At 54.7% G+C, this 16,831-nt stretch carries 16 protein-coding genes and 1 pseudogene; 10 read left to right on the top strand and 7 right to left on the bottom strand.

Annotated elements, in window-relative coordinates; all coding sequences use genetic code 11:
* Positions 1 to 14: 14 nt before the first annotated feature.
* On the bottom strand, positions 15 to 482 hold the full coding sequence (locus Q371_RS24210) for a MarR family winged helix-turn-helix transcriptional regulator (protein ID WP_051965189.1): 468 nt from the start codon (positions 480 to 482) through the stop codon (positions 15 to 17).
* A gap of 234 nt (positions 483 to 716) precedes the next feature.
* Between Q371_RS24210 and Q371_RS24205 the strand changes: the two genes are divergently transcribed.
* Positions 717 to 1,718, top strand: a complete 1,002-nt coding sequence (locus Q371_RS24205; protein ID WP_034345868.1) for an MBL fold metallo-hydrolase — start codon at positions 717 to 719, stop codon at positions 1,716 to 1,718.
* Between the two features lie 46 nt (positions 1,719 to 1,764).
* Here the strand turns inward: Q371_RS24205 and Q371_RS24200 are convergent, their stop codons facing one another.
* Both Q371_RS24200 and Q371_RS24195 read right to left on the bottom strand, forming a co-directional pair.
* A complete protein-coding gene (locus Q371_RS24200; protein WP_157442929.1) occupies positions 1,765 to 2,112 on the bottom strand; it encodes a hypothetical protein in 348 nt (115 codons plus the stop codon).
* A gap of 44 nt (positions 2,113 to 2,156) precedes the next feature.
* A complete protein-coding gene (locus tag Q371_RS24195) occupies positions 2,157 to 2,924 on the bottom strand; it encodes a tRNA(His) guanylyltransferase Thg1 family protein (RefSeq protein WP_211253893.1) in 768 nt (255 codons plus the stop codon).
* A 115-nt stretch (positions 2,925 to 3,039) separates the two neighbouring features.
* Here Q371_RS24195 and Q371_RS24190 point away from each other — a divergent pair, with 115 nt between their 5' ends.
* Positions 3,040 to 4,386, top strand: a complete 1,347-nt coding sequence (locus Q371_RS24190) for an RNA-guided endonuclease InsQ/TnpB family protein (RefSeq protein ID WP_034345862.1) — start codon at positions 3,040 to 3,042, stop codon at positions 4,384 to 4,386.
* On the opposite strand, the gene Q371_RS24185 is transcribed toward Q371_RS24190, so the two are convergent.
* Positions 4,383 to 4,841, bottom strand: coding sequence for an AAA family ATPase (locus Q371_RS24185; protein WP_034345858.1), 459 nt, complete (start codon positions 4,839 to 4,841; stop codon positions 4,383 to 4,385). The genes Q371_RS24190 and Q371_RS24185 overlap by 4 nt on opposite strands.
* A gap of 207 nt (positions 4,842 to 5,048) precedes the next feature.
* Here Q371_RS24185 and Q371_RS26335 point away from each other — a divergent pair, with 207 nt between their 5' ends.
* Together Q371_RS26335 and Q371_RS24175 are read left to right on the top strand one after the other, a co-directional pair.
* Positions 5,049 to 5,507, top strand: coding sequence for a MarR family winged helix-turn-helix transcriptional regulator (locus tag Q371_RS26335; RefSeq protein ID WP_051965188.1), 459 nt, complete (start codon positions 5,049 to 5,051; stop codon positions 5,505 to 5,507).
* On the top strand, positions 5,504 to 6,682 hold the full coding sequence (locus tag Q371_RS24175) for a cytochrome P450 (RefSeq protein ID WP_034345855.1): 1,179 nt from the start codon (positions 5,504 to 5,506) through the stop codon (positions 6,680 to 6,682). Before Q371_RS26335 ends, Q371_RS24175 begins: the two co-directional genes overlap by 4 nt.
* Here the strand turns inward: Q371_RS24175 and solA are convergent.
* Positions 6,646 to 7,743: an N-methyl-L-tryptophan oxidase gene (gene solA, locus Q371_RS24170; protein WP_034345851.1), complete on the bottom strand. Its 1,098-nt coding sequence runs from the start codon at positions 7,741 to 7,743 to the stop codon at positions 6,646 to 6,648. The two genes, Q371_RS24175 and solA, sit on opposite strands and share 37 nt — an antisense overlap.
* 245 nt (positions 7,744 to 7,988) lie before the next feature.
* Here solA and Q371_RS24165 point away from each other — a divergent pair, with 245 nt between their 5' ends.
* Genes Q371_RS24165 through Q371_RS24155 form a run of 3 tightly spaced genes read left to right on the top strand, consistent with a single transcriptional unit; the run spans position 7,989 to position 8,876 of the window.
* Positions 7,989 to 8,306, top strand: coding sequence for an ArsR/SmtB family transcription factor (locus Q371_RS24165; protein ID WP_034345848.1), 318 nt, complete (start codon positions 7,989 to 7,991; stop codon positions 8,304 to 8,306).
* A gap of 3 nt (positions 8,307 to 8,309) precedes the next feature.
* The gene (locus tag Q371_RS24160; protein WP_034345845.1) at positions 8,310 to 8,501 is read left to right on the top strand and encodes a hypothetical protein; all 192 of its coding nucleotides are present in this window, start codon (positions 8,310 to 8,312) and stop codon (positions 8,499 to 8,501) included.
* Positions 8,502 to 8,528: 27 nt separating this feature from the next.
* Entirely contained in the window at positions 8,529 to 8,876 is a 348-nt protein-coding gene (locus Q371_RS24155; protein WP_034345843.1) for a cupin domain-containing protein, read from the top strand.
* Positions 8,877 to 9,117: 241 nt separating this feature from the next.
* On the opposite strand, the pseudogene Q371_RS28020 reads toward Q371_RS24155, so the two are convergent.
* Positions 9,118 to 10,254: pseudogene (locus Q371_RS28020) on the bottom strand (ISAs1 family transposase).
* A gap of 139 nt (positions 10,255 to 10,393) precedes the next feature.
* Here Q371_RS28020 and Q371_RS24140 point away from each other — a divergent pair.
* The 3 genes from Q371_RS24140 to Q371_RS24130 all read left to right on the top strand — a co-directional run bounded on the left by Q371_RS24140 (position 10,394) and on the right by Q371_RS24130 (position 12,637).
* Complete coding sequence (locus Q371_RS24140) at positions 10,394 to 11,221, top strand: hypothetical protein (protein WP_034345836.1); 828 nt, start codon at positions 10,394 to 10,396, stop codon at positions 11,219 to 11,221.
* 188 nt (positions 11,222 to 11,409) lie between these two features.
* Positions 11,410 to 11,955, top strand: coding sequence for a hypothetical protein (locus tag Q371_RS24135; protein WP_034345833.1), 546 nt, complete (start codon positions 11,410 to 11,412; stop codon positions 11,953 to 11,955).
* Between the two features lie 139 nt (positions 11,956 to 12,094).
* Complete coding sequence (locus Q371_RS24130) at positions 12,095 to 12,637, top strand: hypothetical protein (RefSeq protein ID WP_157442927.1); 543 nt, start codon at positions 12,095 to 12,097, stop codon at positions 12,635 to 12,637.
* A gap of 75 nt (positions 12,638 to 12,712) precedes the next feature.
* Here the strand turns inward: Q371_RS24130 and dnaE are convergent, their stop codons facing one another.
* Entirely contained in the window at positions 12,713 to 16,678 is a 3,966-nt protein-coding gene (dnaE, locus tag Q371_RS24125) for a DNA polymerase III subunit alpha (RefSeq protein WP_034345827.1), read from the bottom strand.
* Positions 16,679 to 16,831 lie beyond the last annotated feature (153 nt).

The raw sequence follows: 16,831 nt of genomic DNA, 5'->3' as shown, positions 1-16,831 counted from the left end.
CAGAGGGGATTTTCTCATTCTGGCTGTGATGCTTGCTTCAACACCGACCTGAGCGTCCTGAGTTGTTCTTGCAACTGCTGGATTTGCTCAGGGGTCAGGCACATCAGGCAGGCGACCTGCTCGGGAATGTCACGGGCCTCCTCCTGTTTCTGGCAACCCAGATCGGTGAGGGTGATGCCCACTTCCCGTTCATCGTGTTTGAGCCTCTGTCGGACAATCAGGCCCATCTGTTCCAGCCGTTTGAGCAGAGGGGAAAGGGTGCCCGAGTCCAGTTCCAGACGTTGCCCCAGCGTTTTGACGGTGTGCTCCTGACCCTCCCAGAGCAAAACCATCACCAGATACTGCGGATAGGTGAGGTTCACTTTTTCCAGCAACGGTTGATAAGCCCGGGTGATCAGGCGCGAGGTGGCGTATACATCAAAGCACAGCAAGTCTTCCAGACCTGCAAAAGGCAGCGTGGATGGGGTTTGCGGGTCGGACATGGTTGCATTATAAGGCAATTGAATTTTTTGCAATTGAATTGGGTGTGGGGTCTGTGACCCGCCGAGGGCCGAGTGCCCAGAGCCGAGGGCAAGTTCAAGAAATCTGTGTGCTCATCCCTACGGAGCAGGCTTTGCATCTGTACAAGATTGCTCGCTGTAAACTGTCCACTGTAAACCCTCCCTAAGCCATTCCACACAAGCTTTACCCTGTCCTGAAGAGTAAAATGACCCATCATGATTCACTTTTCCATTTTGGGTGAACCTGCCCAGGACAATGCAGCTCTGGTGACGGTGAACACCAGCCAGAGCATTCACCGTTTGCTTTTTGATTGTGGCGAGGCTGTGCTGAACAGGGTTTCTTATTCTGAGGTGCAGGCAATTGACCATGTGTTTTTTTCGCACCTGCACATGGACCACATCTCGGGCTTTGACAGCTATTTTCGAGCGAATTTCAATCGGACCAGCAAAGAGAACCACATCTGGGGACCTCCTGACACTGCACGCATCTTGCAACACCGGTTTCAGGGCTTCTGGTGGAACCATGCTGCAGATCTGGAAGCCCTCTGGGTTGTGCATGACGTGCACGAAGACCATATCCAGAGCACCCGTTTTCTTGCCCGAGAGGCTTTTTCGGTGGCCCATGATGCAGGCATCCGACCGCACAACGGCACCCTTCTGGACCACGAAGCCTACACGGTCCAGGCCATTCCCCTGTCCCACCATGGGGTGTCTCTGGGTTACCGGGTGCAGGAGAAACCCAAAACCAACATCAACATGCCCAGACTGACCGAAATGGGCCTCAAATCTGGTGCATGGATCCAGCACCTGAAGAACAAAAACTTTCAGGAATCCACCCTGACCATCGACGGCACCGAACACAGCACCGAAGAACTGCGTGCCGCCCTCCTGACCGAAAAAGAACAGGGGTCTCTGGCCTACATCACCGACCTTCTGATCGATGAACAAGCCCTCCAGAGCCTTGCGCCTTTTCTGAATGGGGTGCAAACCCTGATCTGCGAAAGCCAGTTTCACCCTGACGATCTGGCTCTGGCCATCAAAAACCACCACACCACCCCTGAGCTTGCTGCCACCCTTGCCAGAGATGCAGGGGTCAAAGAACTGGTGCTCTTCCATGTGTCCCAGCGCTACAGGGCAGACCTCTGGCTGGACATGCTGGAGAAAGCCAGAGCGGTGTTTCCAGCCACCCGTTTTGCAGACCACTGGAATCTGGATTGAACGTGTGCAAAGCAAAGGGGCCAGCAACCACTGGCCTCTGGAGGTTTTATTTTTTCTCGGTCAGGACGACATTGACGCCTGCTTCAAAGCGGATGCTGTTGACCTCACAGTAAATCAGGAGCTGGTTGACTGTGATCCTGGGTTTTTGCTTGTGCAATTGAAAGGTGTTGGCGGCTGCATCGTACAACAAGACGGTGGTTTTGGTGGTGGTTTTTTGGCCCACCTGTTGCATTTCCAGAACCCCTTCTGTTCGACAATGGAACACAAAAGGTGTGCCTTTGAAGGTGAATTCCAGATCGGTGTTGATGGGTTTGACCTGCACCACATACTGCGGACGGCTGGGTGGAGGGGTATAGGTGGTGTTTGGTGTTTGTGCAAAGGCCATTGTAGTCAAGAAAAAGAGAAGTGTGTATTGTTTCATCGTGTTTTGATTGTAAATCAAATGTTTTGCACCTGTTCATCAAGCCAGAGCCGGTATTCCTGCTTCATGGGCAAAGTTTCATGGGTGGTCAGAACCCTTCGGGTGGTTTTCACCTCCTGTTGCGTGACCGGGTTGAAGCCTGTCTTGAGAACCTCCTGCCATGAAAGTCCGATGCCTCTTCTCTGCCAGAGTGGGGTTTCATTGAAGTTGATGCCATATTGAAAAAGCATTTCGTTTTTGAATGCAGCATCGGTGCTTTCAAGGGTTTGGGTGGCCTGACGTGTACTCTGGCCAGTGTTTCTGAGGGTCCAATACGCCCAGCCTTGCAGGGCACACCGGGCACTGTCCTCCTGACGCCACATGAAATAATCCAGCACATCATCCAGAGTGGCTCCCAGCCAGATTCGGCTGTCAAACTGCGCTGCCTGTCCCACCTGCAAACTAAAAGTGCTGGAGGCAAGACTGGCACTCAGGGACAGCAATTTCTCGATGGACCGTCCGAATCCGTTCCACTCTGGAGGCAGCAACACAGAGATTTCATCGCTGGAGGTCCAGCCATACAGCCCATGCAGGTCTTGCATCAGGGTGCGTGCGGTGCAGACCATGGCATCCCTGAAGCGTTCATCGAAGGGCTTCTGAAAGTGCTGCAAGGTGAAACGTGAAAAACTGCGCCCATCCAGACGCACCACCGTCCACATGCCCGGCACGAGGGTCAGGTTGTGGTAGACCTCCCTCTGGCGCATTCGGGTGTCGAGGTCTGCTTTTTTCATGTTTGCTTTTTTCATGGCTTGCAACCCTGGACACCCGTGACTTCAGTCATGGGAGGAAGGGGTTGCAGGCTAAAGCTTTCCGGTTCACAAAAATCTTGATCTTGTTTTTTCACCATGTCATCATCTCCTTATGAGAATCACGGTCAGTGCCAAGTTGAAGCTGAAACACAATGCAGAGCAAAAATCTGCATTGGATCGAATCACCTTCGCCTACCGTGATGCCCTCAACTTCGCCTCCAAAAAGGCTTTTGAACTGGACAAAACTTCTTCTGCCCCCAAGCTTCACAAAGCTGTCTATGATGATTTGCGGGCACAGTTTGGCCTTGGAGCCCAGCTCGCCTGCACCGTGGAACGTCAGGTGGCCGCAACTTTCAAGATCCAGTGGACGAAGTTGAAGCAGAACCTGAAAGCTCGTGAAGCAGGCCAGACCAAGCGCCGATACAAAGGTCTGGACACTGCTCCCAAGTTCGTCTCTCGCACCTTGGAGTACCAGTACAACCGCGACTACTCTTGGAAGAAAGACGGCAAGGTGAGCATCGGGACTCTTAAAAGCCGTTTGGTGTTGGGATATGAGGGTTACCACAAGCACCTGGAATACATCCAGCAAGGCTGCGAAACGGGCAGTGCGAAGCTCTACTACCAAAAAAGCAAGAAGCAGTATTACTTGATTGTGGCCCTGAATGTTGAGCTTCCTGACCCCCATCCCACACATCACGCCAATGTGGTGGGTGTGGATGTGGGCCAGAGGTATCATTTTGTGGCCACCGACAAAGATGGAAAATCCCTGTTCGAGAAGGGCAAAGCTGTTGGTCAGCAGAAGGATCACTTTGCTCGCATCAAGAAAGCCCTCCAGCGTAAAGGCACCCGTTCGGCCACCAGAAGACTGGTTGCGCTCAGTGGACGGGAAAGACGGTTCATCGCTGACCGAAATCACACCCTCGCCAAAAAGCTCCTCACCCGTTTTCCAAATGCCATTTTTGGTTTGGAAGACTTGACCAAGATTCGTGAACGTACTGAAAGGTGCAGCAACCCCAAAGCCAGCAAGAAAGCGAAAAGGGTGAAGCGTCACCAGAGTCAGTGGTCGTTTGCAGAGCTTCAAGCCATGCTGGCCTACAAAGCACCCTTGTTTGGCTCTCTTGCTGTGCGGGTGGACGCAAATTATACTTCTCAAGCCTGTTACAAGTGCGGTCATGTTTCCAGAGGGAACAGACCAAAAGCGGGATTGGAGTTTGTGTGTGAGGCCTGTGGTCATCGGGGTCACGCAGATCGGGTGGCGAGTGTGAACATTGCTCTCAGAACGTTGCTTGTCCGGCAGGACTGGATGAGTACGGGTGCCTTGTCAATGCGCCCTGATGTGTCGGATGTTGAAGCGAGCAGGCCCCATTCTGGGTGCCGTTCTGCTCAAGAAGTCAAAGCTGCTCGCCTGAAAAGGTATACAGAACTGAGATGGAATCCAGATACAAGCCTGCGACTTTAGTCGCGGGTCATTGACGGGTCCTGCCATGGTGAAACCTCAAAATCCTGATCTTGCAAAGAGACGAAATACAACTGGTCAAAACCTTCTTGCAGGCTGGGCCATTCAAACTGGCTGTAGGTGGCCCTGAGGCCAATTTCCGGGACCACCCTTTCCCTCTGGCGGTTGCGTTCAAGGCAATCTTGCAAACGTGCCTGAAAGCAATACCCGATGATGTGGGCCCCAGCTTTCCGGCCTGCTTCGAGGACCTCTTGACGGGAAAGTCGGGTGGGGTGGGTGTTGTCGATCAACACATCCTGACCTTCTGCAAGGGCCTTCTGCAACAGGTTTCTTTGCTTGTACGCCTTGTTGTGCTTCCAGAGGTCTTTGCTGATGTGCAGGTGGGTGCAGGCAAAATTCCTCTGGTAAAAAGAGGTTTTTCCAGACGCCTGTACACCCATCAACACAACCATTTCCATGGAAGCACTTTAGGGAAAGGGGCTTCCGTGCACATCTCTGGTTTGACCTATGTGCTGGCTCAGCCAAATGGGTTATGGGTCAGGTTTGCAGCCCAGATGACCGAGTAAGTGTAAGAATCACCAATGTTCATTTGCTTGCTACAGGTGGCTTTCATGGTTCTTAGGGGTGTCTCGGGTGTCTTAATTTCAAATGGCTAAAGTTGCATCATGCAACCAAATGTGCCGGATTTCACCCAGAGGACCCAGTCCAGTTTTCGCTTTTTGCAGGCGTACTGGATGGTTGGACAGGCATTGATGGCTCGGGTGGAAAGTGCTTTGCAGACCGAAAAAAACATGGATTTGCGTGAGTTGATCGTGCTGTCCTATCTGGCTGCAGGCACCCGTTACCCGAGCGATGTGGCCCAGCAGATCATCCTGCCCCGCTATGAGGTCAGCCGGACCCTCGAAAAACTGCTGAAAAAAGGCCTGATTGAACGGCAGGTGGATGAACAAGATGCCAGGCGCATGCAATTCAAAGCCACCCCCAGAGGTCTGGAAGTTCAACTGGAAGCCCTGCAACTCACCGAAGACACCACCCTTCCCTTGCTGATGCAACTCGATGACCCCGAGGGGTTCATCCAGCAGATGGAAGACCTTTCCAAACATGCACAGGAGGATTTGAAATGACCCTGACCCTCAAAGGTTCCCTTCAGAAAACCAACCGTGAGCCCGTTCCAACCCAGCGGGTGTCCAGAGATGAAAAGGGCAACTGGCACATCTACGGCTTTGACGAGGTGCGTCAGGTGCTGCGCAGCGATGTCACCCGTCAGGCTGGATTTCTGGCCGAATCGGTCCGCAATGTGAAGGGTCTGGGCAACCAACCGATCCTGTTCACCGATGGCCCCGAGCACCACGCTTACCGCACTGAAGTGGCCCGTTTCTTTTCACCCACCACCGTCGAGAAGTACCGCGAAATGATGGAACGGTTTGTGGATGCTTTTTTGCAGGATGCCGTCCAGAAGAAGCGCATCAACCTCAGTGAAATCAGCATGCGGATTGCGGTGCGGGTGGCCGGGCAGGTGGTGGGCCTGACCGAAAGCGACCCGGATCAGATGTCCAGAAGGCTGGAGGCTTTTTTCCAGCAGAATCCCAGCATGGACGCACCAAAATGGGTGCAAATTTCCCGTTTTGTGGGCAACCAGCTCAAACTGCTGAATTTTTACCAGAGGGATGTCCGGCCTGCCATCGATGCACGCAAGAAAGCCCCCAGAGAAGACGTGATCAGCCATGTGCTTTCCAAAGGCTATTCCAACATGGAGGTCCTGACCGAATGCATCACTTATGGGGCGGCAGGCATGGTGACCACCCGTGAGTTCATTCAGGTGGCCGCGTGGCACATGCTGGAAAACCCACCCCTGAAGGCGCGTTATCTGGTGGCCTCAGAGAAGGAACGCATGGCGATCCTTGGGGAAATCCTGCGGGTGGAACCGGTGGTTGGGCAGTTGTTCCGGCGCATGCAGGGGGATTTGATGGTGCAAAGCGAGGGAACAGAGCACCACCTGCGCACAGGCGATCTGGTGGTCCTGCACATTTATGGGGCCAACGAAGACCAGAGTGTGGTCGGTGAAGACCCCCGTCAGGTGTGTCCCCATCGGGAGTTGCCCAGAGGGGTGCAGGCTCCGGTGATGGGCTTTGGAGACGGACACCACCGCTGTCCCGGTGCATTTCTGGCCTTGCAGGAAACCGACATTTTCCTGAGCCGTTTCTTGAAACTGCAGGTCAAAATGCAGCCCCCCAAACTGAGCTGGAATGAACTGGTCAAAGGCTACGAGTTGCGAAACTTCGTGATCGAACTGGAATAAAAGTGGCCCTCAAAGGGCTCGGGTTGGTCCATCAGGCGCGTCAAAGCCAGCTCTCCTGTGGCCGGTCCGAATTTGAACCCATGCCCCGAGCATGCAGACACCACCACCATCTGCCCTGAAACCTGCTGAACCACAAAGTTTTCGTCCGGGGTGTTGGTGTACAGGCAGGTGATGGTTTCCAGAGGCACAGGGGAGACCTCTGGCATGAAGGTGGCCATCCAGTCTGCAAGGTACCGGGTTTTGTCTGGCTGATGGGCAAACGTGCGGTTTTCCGGGATGACGGTGGGACCATGGTGGTGCAGGCCCAACTTCACACCGGGTTTGTCCAGTTGTGGGAAGCCGTAAGGGCCTCTGGCGAGATCAATGAACACGGGCATGTTCGGATGGTGGAAACGTTCATCTGGAACAGCAAAATAGCCCAGTTGTTCTTCGGTGATCTGTAAGGGCAGGGGTTCAGGAATCAGGCGGTTGATCCATGCCCCGGCACAAACCATGATGTGGTCCGGCGTGTAGGTCCAGCGTTCGGTGTGGACCTTGCCGTTCGAAATGCTCTGGACGGGGGTGTGCTCCTGAATGCTGACCCCCTGACCCCTCAGAAAAGAGGCCAGAGCAGGCAACACCTCATCGGGTTTGAGGATGCCTGCATCTTTCTGGTACAGCACCGATTCGTTTTCAGGGATGTGAAATTGAGGGAAGCGTTCTCTGGCTGCTTGGGAATCCAGCAACTCAAAATCAATGCCTTCTGCGGCCAGAGCGTCCATGTGTTGCTTCAAAGAGGGATGGTCTGAAGGGGCCAGATCGATTCCGCCAGCAGGATGGATGATTTGCAGGCTCAGAAGGTCTTCCAGTTCATGCCAGAGGGTGTAGGCCCGTTTGGCAAGTCGCACGTACTCTGGGCTGTCGTAAGAGTACCGGATGATGCGCGATTCACCGTGGCTGCTCCCGAGGGTGTGCCCGAGTGCAAATTGCTCAATGACCGTCACCTGATGGCCCTGTTTCCATGCTGCGTGCGCCGCAGACAGACCGTTGAGTCCTGCCCCAATGATCAACACCTGTGCCATGTCATCCTCCCTGAGTGGCCATCCAGCCGATGCTTAAGATTGTATCCCGTTTGACTAGGTACAGACTGCTTCTTCGATGGGCATCTATATAGACGAAAATCTAATTAGATGCTAGTCTATATTCATGGACAGGAGCCTGATCAAACTCAAAGTCCTTGCAGACCCACACGGCTGCACACCATGAATTGCTGCATTCCCTCTGCGACGAAAAAAATGAAACTCCAAAGGGATGTTAGTCTATAAACATGGACGAGAGCCTGATCAAACTCAAAGCCCTCGCAGACCCCACACGGCTGAAAATCATCGAACTGCTGCGTTCCATCTGCGATCAAAAAAGAGGGGTTCTGGACGGCCCCACCTGTTATGGCATCAGCATCAGCCAGACCCTCGGGCTCACCCAACCCACCGTCAGCCACCACATGAAAGTGCTGGTCGAGGCCGGACTGGTCACCCCCACCCGCGAAGGCAACACCGTTTATTACTCCCTCAACCCCGCAGGATTTGAACCGCTCACTGCTTTTCTAAACACCTACCAGAGCGCCCCCACCTGCGAGAAAGGCTGAACCATGCGAGAACTCGACCTCCAGCACCGCTACGAAATGCACCTGCAAGACCTGGATCAGCAACACCTGCTCGGGCAACTCCCCCCATCCAGATGCAGGTTGAGAATGGCCCGAATCCTTCACCTGATCGCTGACCTCATGGAAGGCAAAGCCTGCGTGCAGGTGGTTTACGCTGAACCCTTCAAAACCTGCTGAAGCCTGTTCGGGTTAAAATGACCCGAGATGAAAACCGAAAACCTTTTTGAAAAAGCACACCTCAACCCCGCCGAGGGTTTCCACATCCGCCCCTTCAGTGGCGAAAACACCACCCTGCTCCACATCCGTCTGGAAGCAGGCAAAGTGGCCCCCCGACACAACCACATCCACGAACAACTGACCCTGGTGGTCTCGGGCGAACTTGAATACGAACTCGAAGGCGAAGTCCGGGTTCTGACCGCTGGAGAAGTGGTCTTCGTACCCTCCAACGCCTTTCACAGCGCAAAAGCCCTGACCGACACCATCGTGATCGAGGCGTTTTCCCCTGCCAGAACCGATTTGATGGAGAAATTGGCGGCTCTGGAAGGCAGTTAAAAGATCCTTGCAGAAGGCAGAAAGCTGAAGGCCAAGGCAAAAAAGCTTTTGCTGATGTCAGCAGGATTTTGCAAATTGTTTCGAGAGGATGCCGGTTTCCTCGCCCATTCAAGCAAGTTCCTTGACTCGGTGCAGCCAATTTTGGCAGCTTGCCTTCTGCCTTCTGCCTTCTGCCTTCTGCCTTCTGCCTTCTGCCTTCTGCCTTCTGCCTTCTGCCTTCTCAGCCAGGGTAAGCGCAAAGTCAGGATTTGAGGACCTTGAGGAGGTAAGTATTGTCCCAACCCGCCCGGAGGCGTTTGTTTTTGATGCTGGACTTCACGGACTTCTCTAACTTCAGTAGATTCAACGCCATGTGACGCAACGTCACCAGATTCTGCTGGGTGAACCCCTTACGGCTCTGGTTCTCGTCCTCACGAAAAGCCGTGTCCAGTACCCAATGCAAGCCATTCTCAACCCCCCAGTGACCTCGCACACACCCAGACAGGGTATCGATGTCCGTCTTCAAGCTCGATAAGTAGTAACTGTCCTGCTCACTGCGATGCTCAGCAGTCTCCCGAATGCGTCTCACTCGCACCACACAGCTTAAACCTCGCCATGATTGTTGGGTTTCATGCGCCAAGAAACTCAAATCCGACAGCACCCAGTAGGTTCTGGTTCCCTCCCTGCCATGTGAATTGTCAAAGGTTGCCACCGTCTGGGTGCGGTCCCAACCCAGCTCATCTTGATGTGAAAAAGCCCACTGCACGTCCTTATGCAAGTGAGGGTGGTTGTCTTTCAAGGCCAACAAATAGTCCCCACCCTGCTCCATCACACTCCAAGCCACCTGTTTCTAACATCCCAGAGCATCCGTGGTGATGATGCTGCCCGAGAGGTCCAGCAGTTCAAGCATTTCAGGTAAGCACGTGATCTCGTTGCTTTTCTCGTCCACTTGACTCTGGGCCATCACCACCCCATGCTTCACCGACCAGACGCTGACCGTGTGCAATGCCTGTAGGTGTGCTTTTTGGCTACCCCGAGCAGTTTTGCCATCGATGGCCAGCACCGTTGGGAAATCCACTTCAGGCAGGGTCAAGGTTTTGACCCACTCTTGAAAATGGTGCTGCCAGACGTGAGGTTTCAGTCGGGACAGCACCCGACTAAAGGTGTCTTCGCTGGGAATGCCGTGTTTGAGGTCCAGAAAAGTGGAGAGCCATTCTTCTTTGCTGTGGGCATATTCAGCGATTTCAGAGAAGTCATTGGCTCCGCAAATCACCGCCAGCAGACTCAGGGTGAGTATGTTACTCAGGCGATGTCTGATCCCTCGGGGGTCTCGGGGGTCAGGAAGTTCATCAAAACTCAACTTCACCTGTTGCCACTGTTCAGGGGTCACTTCTGGCATCCTTTAGCTTATTCCGACTTTGCGCTTACCCTGCCTTCTCAGCAAATCCACCCTTTCCCTTGCCTGTAATGCAGTACACTGTTAAGGTGTGCTTTTGCAGCACTGTCGCCTGAAGAGATCAGGTGGGAAGGATCACAGCATGACCAAAGAGAACAACCCCGAGAGCTTGCACGAACTGATCGATGCCATCGAGTCCGGGGAAATTGATGAAGACACCCAGGCAGATCTGGAAGAAGGCGAATACCAGAGCCTGGACGAAATTTTTGCAGAACTGGCCAACCTGAAAGAACAGGTGGCTGCACAGGGCCGTGAAATTGCCGAGCTGAAAAAAGCCGTGGAAAACCGCAAACCCGAGCGCTCTTTTGAGCGTGGCGACCGTCCTGACCGTGGTGGCGACCGTGGCGGTTTCCGTGGCGAGCGCTCCTGGGGCGACCGTCCTGCCCGCGACGAGGGCCGGGACTTCCGCTCTGGTGACCGTTTTGACCGCGGCGGTGACCGTGGCGGTTTCCGTTCTGACCGCCCTGACCGCGGTGGCGACCGTGGTGGTTTCCGCTCTGACCGTCCTGATCGCGGTGGCGACCGTGGTGGTTTCCGTTCTGACCGCCCTGACCGTGGTGGTGACCGTGGCGGTTTCCGCTCTGATCGCGGTGGAGATCGTCCCGAGGGTGGCTTCCGTCCTGACCGTGGTGGCGACCGTGGCGGTTTCCGCTCTGACCGTCCTGACCGCGGTGGCGACCGTGGCGGTTTCCGTTCCGATCGTCCTGATCGTGGTGGTTTCCGCTCTGATCGTCCTGACCGTGGTGGCGACCGTGGTGGTTTCCGCTCTGACCGTCCTGACCGTGGTGGTGACCGTCCCGAGGGTGGCTTCCGCCCCCGCAGCGAGACCCGTCCTGAGCGCAAAGAAGGCGAATCTGCCTTCAAACCCCGTGCCCGCAAAGACCACGGCTGGGGCAAAAAGCGCGACTGAGCTTCACCCTTTCTCCACACAACAGACCAGAGCTTACAGGCTCTGGTTTTCTTTTTTGCTGTGCTGAAAGGTTTTCTTCTGGTGTGAAGTGTACAAGCGAACAGGGAAGATGATGCACACAGAACCTTAAAGAATTCTTCGTGGGTGCTTTACAGGCCAAAGGCATGATGTCTGTCAGGAGGTTCATCATGTTCAAGAAAATTTTCGTTCCGGTCATCCTCGGGCTGGTTTCGGTGGCATCTGCTGCCCATGCCTTCAGTTACAACACCAACCCTGTCAAAACTTCAGCCCTGCCCGCGTATGTCACCGATTACCTGAGGGACCGCACGGATTACATGGATGCTCTGGCCGATGCAGGGGTCACCACCCTCTCCGATGGCAGCACCATTCAAACGCGCGCCATTCCAGCGGTTTCGGCAGTGGACCTGAATCTGGATGGCACTCTGGATTACGCCGTTCCTGTGGAAGGCACCTTCAACAAGAATCAAGTGGGCACCTACGTGTTGTTCGATGGCCTGACCGGCAGCAACTGGGGTGAAGTGGTCGGAAAAGATTTCGTGGTGGACAGCATTGCTCCGGGCTTCTCCACCAGAGTCCACGGCCTGATTCCGGCCACATCTCAAATGCGGGCACTGCAGAACCATTATTCTTTCGGCAATGGCAAGTTCGAGTTGATCAACGACAACATCGGCCTGACCCCGGATGAGTACCTGAAAATTCTGTCTGGACGCTGATTTGAAGAGGTCCATACAAGGCTCTGGATCTCCCCAGAGCCTTTACATTTTTGTGATCTTGCATTGCACAACACAGACAATTCACCTGCATGATGGGCACGTCATGGGGTGACAGGTGTTGCCCCTGGAGGAGCCCACCATGAAAACACACCACCTCAGTGTTTCAGACTCCATCTACGAGCTTTCCGATGAGTGGTACATCCGTGAGGATGTGATTGTGGACCGTTTTCACATCGACTATGTGCTGGTGTCCCGCTTCGGGGCGTTCAGCATTCTGGAACGTCTGGATCAAGAAAAAGTCAAAGTGCAGGACAGTTCGCTGTACATCGATGGACAGTTGCAAGATTATCTGGTCCGAGAGCACCTCGGGGCCACCCGCAGGCTGGAAGGGGTGCTGAAAATGAAAGTCAAACCCCTGATCGTCTTCAAACAGGACATCAACGGAGGGGTGGTGCAGGGGGTTCAGCTGTTGCCATTGCAGCACCTGAGCAGCCACCTCGAATTCTTCTGGCAGAAGGTTTACACCTTTGAGGACGTCATGAAAGCCTGCCGCACCCTGCGTCCCATGCTGGAAACCAGACCGGACCGCAAAGCCACCGAAGCCTTCAGCCGGAATTTGCTGATGGGGATGGGTTCTGCGTCCAGCACTACCCCTCTGGCAGGTGCTGCGCTCAGTTTTTAACAACCCCCGAGTGATTCCTCGGGGGTTCGCTGGGCTTGATCTGAGAAGATCTTTTTTGTGAACTGCCTACTGGCCTCAAGCCTGATGGCTCTGGAATCCGCCCCCATTGCCCTGCCATCTGGGTTTGGGGGCAAATTTGCTGAGGATGGTGGAGTTGTCGTAGGCCACCGAGGCATCCACCCATTTGAAGGTGCTGCTCAGGGCCTTGATGCCTTCGCTGGACAATTTCATGCCCGAGACCTCCAGACTGGCGTACATGCCGTTTCCGGTGACTTTCATGCGCACGGGCAGGTTTCCAGCGTATTCGTCCATGAAACTGGCCAGTTCGCGCAGGGCGTCGTTGTCGGTCTGGTCAAGGTCGAGGTGCAACCATGCCACTTTGGGCACCTCGGTCAGACTGTCAATGGTGACGATCTCCTCGGCAATGGCACGGATGGAGCCTTCTGAATCTTCGAGGTCCACAATCACCAGAGCGGGAGAATCGGGGATCAGTTTGTGTTGAACCCGGTCGTAGGCTTTGCTGAAGGCCACCAGTTCGATCACGCCGGATTCGTCTGCAAGGTTGAATTTGGCCATCATCCCTCCAGATTTGGTGGGTTTTTTGACGATGGCTTCCAGCATTCCAGCCAGCACCACTTTCAGACGACCATTGTTGGGGCGGTTTTGCTGGAAGTAGTTCTCCAGATGCAAAATCGTGCAACTGGCGGCCTCACGCAAACCTTCGTACTGCTCCAGAGGGTGACCGGAAATGTACAGGCCCAGCGCTTCTTTTTCGGCAGACAGTCTTTCAAGCTCTGTGAAAGCTTCAACCTGTTTCAGTTTGGGCTCGGGCATGGTGGTGGCCGCTCCGAACAGGGAGTCCATGCCGTTGTCCTGCTGGCTGGCCTGACCGAAGCTGAGGGCCTCTTCCAGAGATTCCAGCAGGGATTTGCGTTCTCCGAACATGTCGAAGGCTCCGGCTTTGATCAGGTTTTCCAGCGCTTTGCGGTTGGCGGTTTTGGAAGACACCCGTTTGCAGAAATCCGGCAGGGATTTGTAGGGGCCGTGGTTGGCACGTTCGGCCAGAATGAACTCCACAGCGTTTTCGCCCAGTCCCTTGATGGCGTACAGACCGAAGTAAATCTGCCCCCGGACCACCTTGAAGTCTGCACCTGAGTGGTTGATGTCGGGTGGGAGCACCACCACGCCCATTTTGCGGGCATCACTGACATATTCAGACACTTTATCTGAATCACGACGCTCTACAGTCAAAAGGGCAGCCATGAATTCAACAGGATGGTTCGCTTTGAGCCATGCTGTTTGATAAGAAATCACGCCGTAAGCAGCACTGTGGCTCTTGTTGAAGCCATAATTGGCAAACTTTTCAAGCAAGTCGAACAGCTTATTTGATTCTTCTTCGGGAACATTGTTGTTCTTGGAGCCATTCACAAAAAGAATGCGTTGATTTTTCATTTCATTGGCATCTTTTTTACCCATCGCCCTTCTCAAAAGGTCTGCGCCCCCCAGAGAATATCCGGCCACTGTAGAGGCAATCTGCATGATCTGCTCCTGATACACCGGAATGCCGTAGGTTTCGCGCAGGATGGGTTCCAGCCATTTTTCACTGGTGGGGAAATCCGGGTAGGTGACCGGTTCCTGTCCGTGGTGACGGCGGATGTAGGTGGGAATGTTTTCCATCGGACCCGGACGGTAAAGCGCAGACATGGCCACCAGATCGGCCAGACGCTTGGGTTTCATGCGTCTGGTGGCGTCGGCAATGCCGCCCCCTTCAAACTGGAAGATCCCTTTGCATTCGCCGCGCCCCATGAGTTCAAAGGTGGCTTCGTCATCAAAAGGAATCTCATCGAAATTGATGTTGATGCCCTTGGAGTCTTTGAGGATCTTTTTGGCCTCATCCAGAAAGGACAGGGTGCGCAGGCCCAGAAAGTCCATCTTGATCAGGCCGATGTCCTCACAGGCTTTCATGTCGTACTGGCAGACGATGCCCTCTCCCGAGTTGTCCCGCATGAGGGGCACCAGATCGGTGAGGTTGTCCCGGCCAATCACCACCCCTGCGGCGTGCACTGAGGCGTGGCGGGTCAGGCCTTCCAGTTTTTGCGCGAATTCGTAGGCAGCAGCCAGTTCCTTGTTGGCTTTCAGCATGTCCTGAATGTCTGGCACGCTTTCTCGGGCCTGCTCCAGAGAGTAGCTTTTGCCGAACTTGACCGGAATCAGTTTGGAGACCTTGTCCACGTCTGCGTACTGCACGCCCATCACGCGGGACACGTCTTTCAGGCAGGCTTTGGAGGCCATGGTTCCGAAAGTGGCAATCTGGGCGACCTTGTCGTCTCCGTACTTTTCACGCACGTAGGCGATCACTTCTTCGCGCCTCTGGTCGTTGAAGTCGATGTCGAAGTCTGGCATGGAGATGCGGTCCGGGTTCAGGAAGCGCTCGAACAGGAGTTCAAATTCCAGAGGGTCCAGGTTGGTGATGCGGATGGCGTAGGCGACCAGAGACCCTGCGCCCGACCCACGCCCCGGTCCCACGGAAATGTCGTGGTCTTTGGCCCAGTTGATGTAGTCTGCCACGATCAGGAAGTAATCGGGGAAGCCCATGTTGTTGATCACGGACAGTTCGTACTCGGCGCGCCTGAGGAGCACCAGAGCATGGTCGTACTGTGCTTTGGTGAACCCCTCCATGCATCCGCCGTCTTTGCAAAGGGCTTCCATGTCTTCGAGGGCCGGGTACTTGGTGTACTTTTCAGAAACCGCTTTTCCGAGGTCTTCCCACATGGATCCCATGAAGGCCATGGCCGCGTACAGGGTTTCAAAATCTGCGGTTTTCGGGTCAAAACCGGGCAGGCGTTTTTGCAGTTTTGCGCCGCGACCTTTGAAGTCCAGAGCCTCAAATTTTTCTTCAGTGAATTTGTCTCCATCCAGTTTGGGCTGGTAAATCTCCTTGTAATAGGCTTCAAGCGCCTCGGGATTCCGGGCTTTGTCCCAAGACTGGCAGATGTATTCGCGGATCAAGGGCTCGGTGAGGTGCTCGGGGTAGCGTTTCATCATGCCCCGGTAGGTCTGGACCCGCAACTCCTCGGACATGGTGCGACCCTCTGGAATGGGCAGGGCAGGCATCTGGTACACCCGTTTTTTGCCCACAGGCAGTTCCACGTTGCACATGCGGGCAATGTCAGCGGTGTTGTCGAAAGGCTCATCACCCCACACGTCTACAGGCAGGGCCTGCTGCATCTCATCAAGGCTCTTGACGTAAAACTCCTCGCAGGGGAACTTGAAGCGGTTTTCATCGGCCAGTGTGGCTTTGGTCTGGATGGCCAGCAAAGCATCGTGTGGCTTGGCATCCTCGCGCTTGACGTAGTGCCCGTCGTTGGTGGCGACCATGCCAATCCCGAGTTCTTTGGCCCACTGGCGCAACACCTGATTGACGCGCACCTGCTCGGGGATGCCGTGGTCCTGCACCTCGATGTAATAGTTCTCTTTGAAGAGGCTCTGGTACCACAACAGGCGCTCTTTGGCCTGTTCCAGACGGTCTTGCATGATCAGTTGGGGCACTTCCGCGCCAAGGCAGCCAGAGAAGGCAATGATCCCTTTGTGGTGCTCCATCAGCAGTTCATGGTCGATGCGCGGCTTGTAATAGTAGCCTTCGGTGTAGCCCCGTGAAGTGAGGCGGCACAGGTTCTGGTAGCCCTCAAAATCTCTGGCCAGCAGGGTCAGGTGGAAGATGCCCTTTTCACCGCTCTGGCCGGGCTTCTTGTCCCTGCGCGTGCCCATTCCGGGAACCACGTAAGCCTCATAGCCGATGATGGGTTTGACCCCCATCTGCTGGGCATAATTGAAAAAGTGCACGGCCCCGTGCATGTTCCCGTGGTCGGTGATGGCACAGGCCGGATCGTTGGGGGTGACTTCTTTGACCCATTTCAGCAGGTCCTTCAGTTTGGCGGCCCCATCCAGCAGGGAGTACTGGGTGTGCTGGTGCAGGTGGGCAAACTTGCGGGGAGAACAGCTGGTGCAATTCGGATCAATGCAGGAGTCATGCGACGACATGGTTCACAGTGTACCCCACCCGGAATTTCAGATGGTGGGCAACAGAACGTTGGGTTTTCGTTTGTGTGCGTAATGCTCAAGGGGCCTGCGGCCCCGCCGAGGGCTGAGGGCCGAGGGCAGGAAAAGCTCTGGCTGATGCAGACAGGGCGATGC

The sequence above is a fragment of the Deinococcus misasensis DSM 22328 genome, assembly GCF_000745915.1.
In the GTDB taxonomy this organism is placed as follows: domain Bacteria; phylum Deinococcota; class Deinococci; order Deinococcales; family Deinococcaceae; genus Deinococcus_C; species Deinococcus_C misasensis.
The sequence above is the reverse complement of the archived record's forward strand: the minus strand, read 5'-3'. Positions and strand labels throughout refer to the sequence as shown.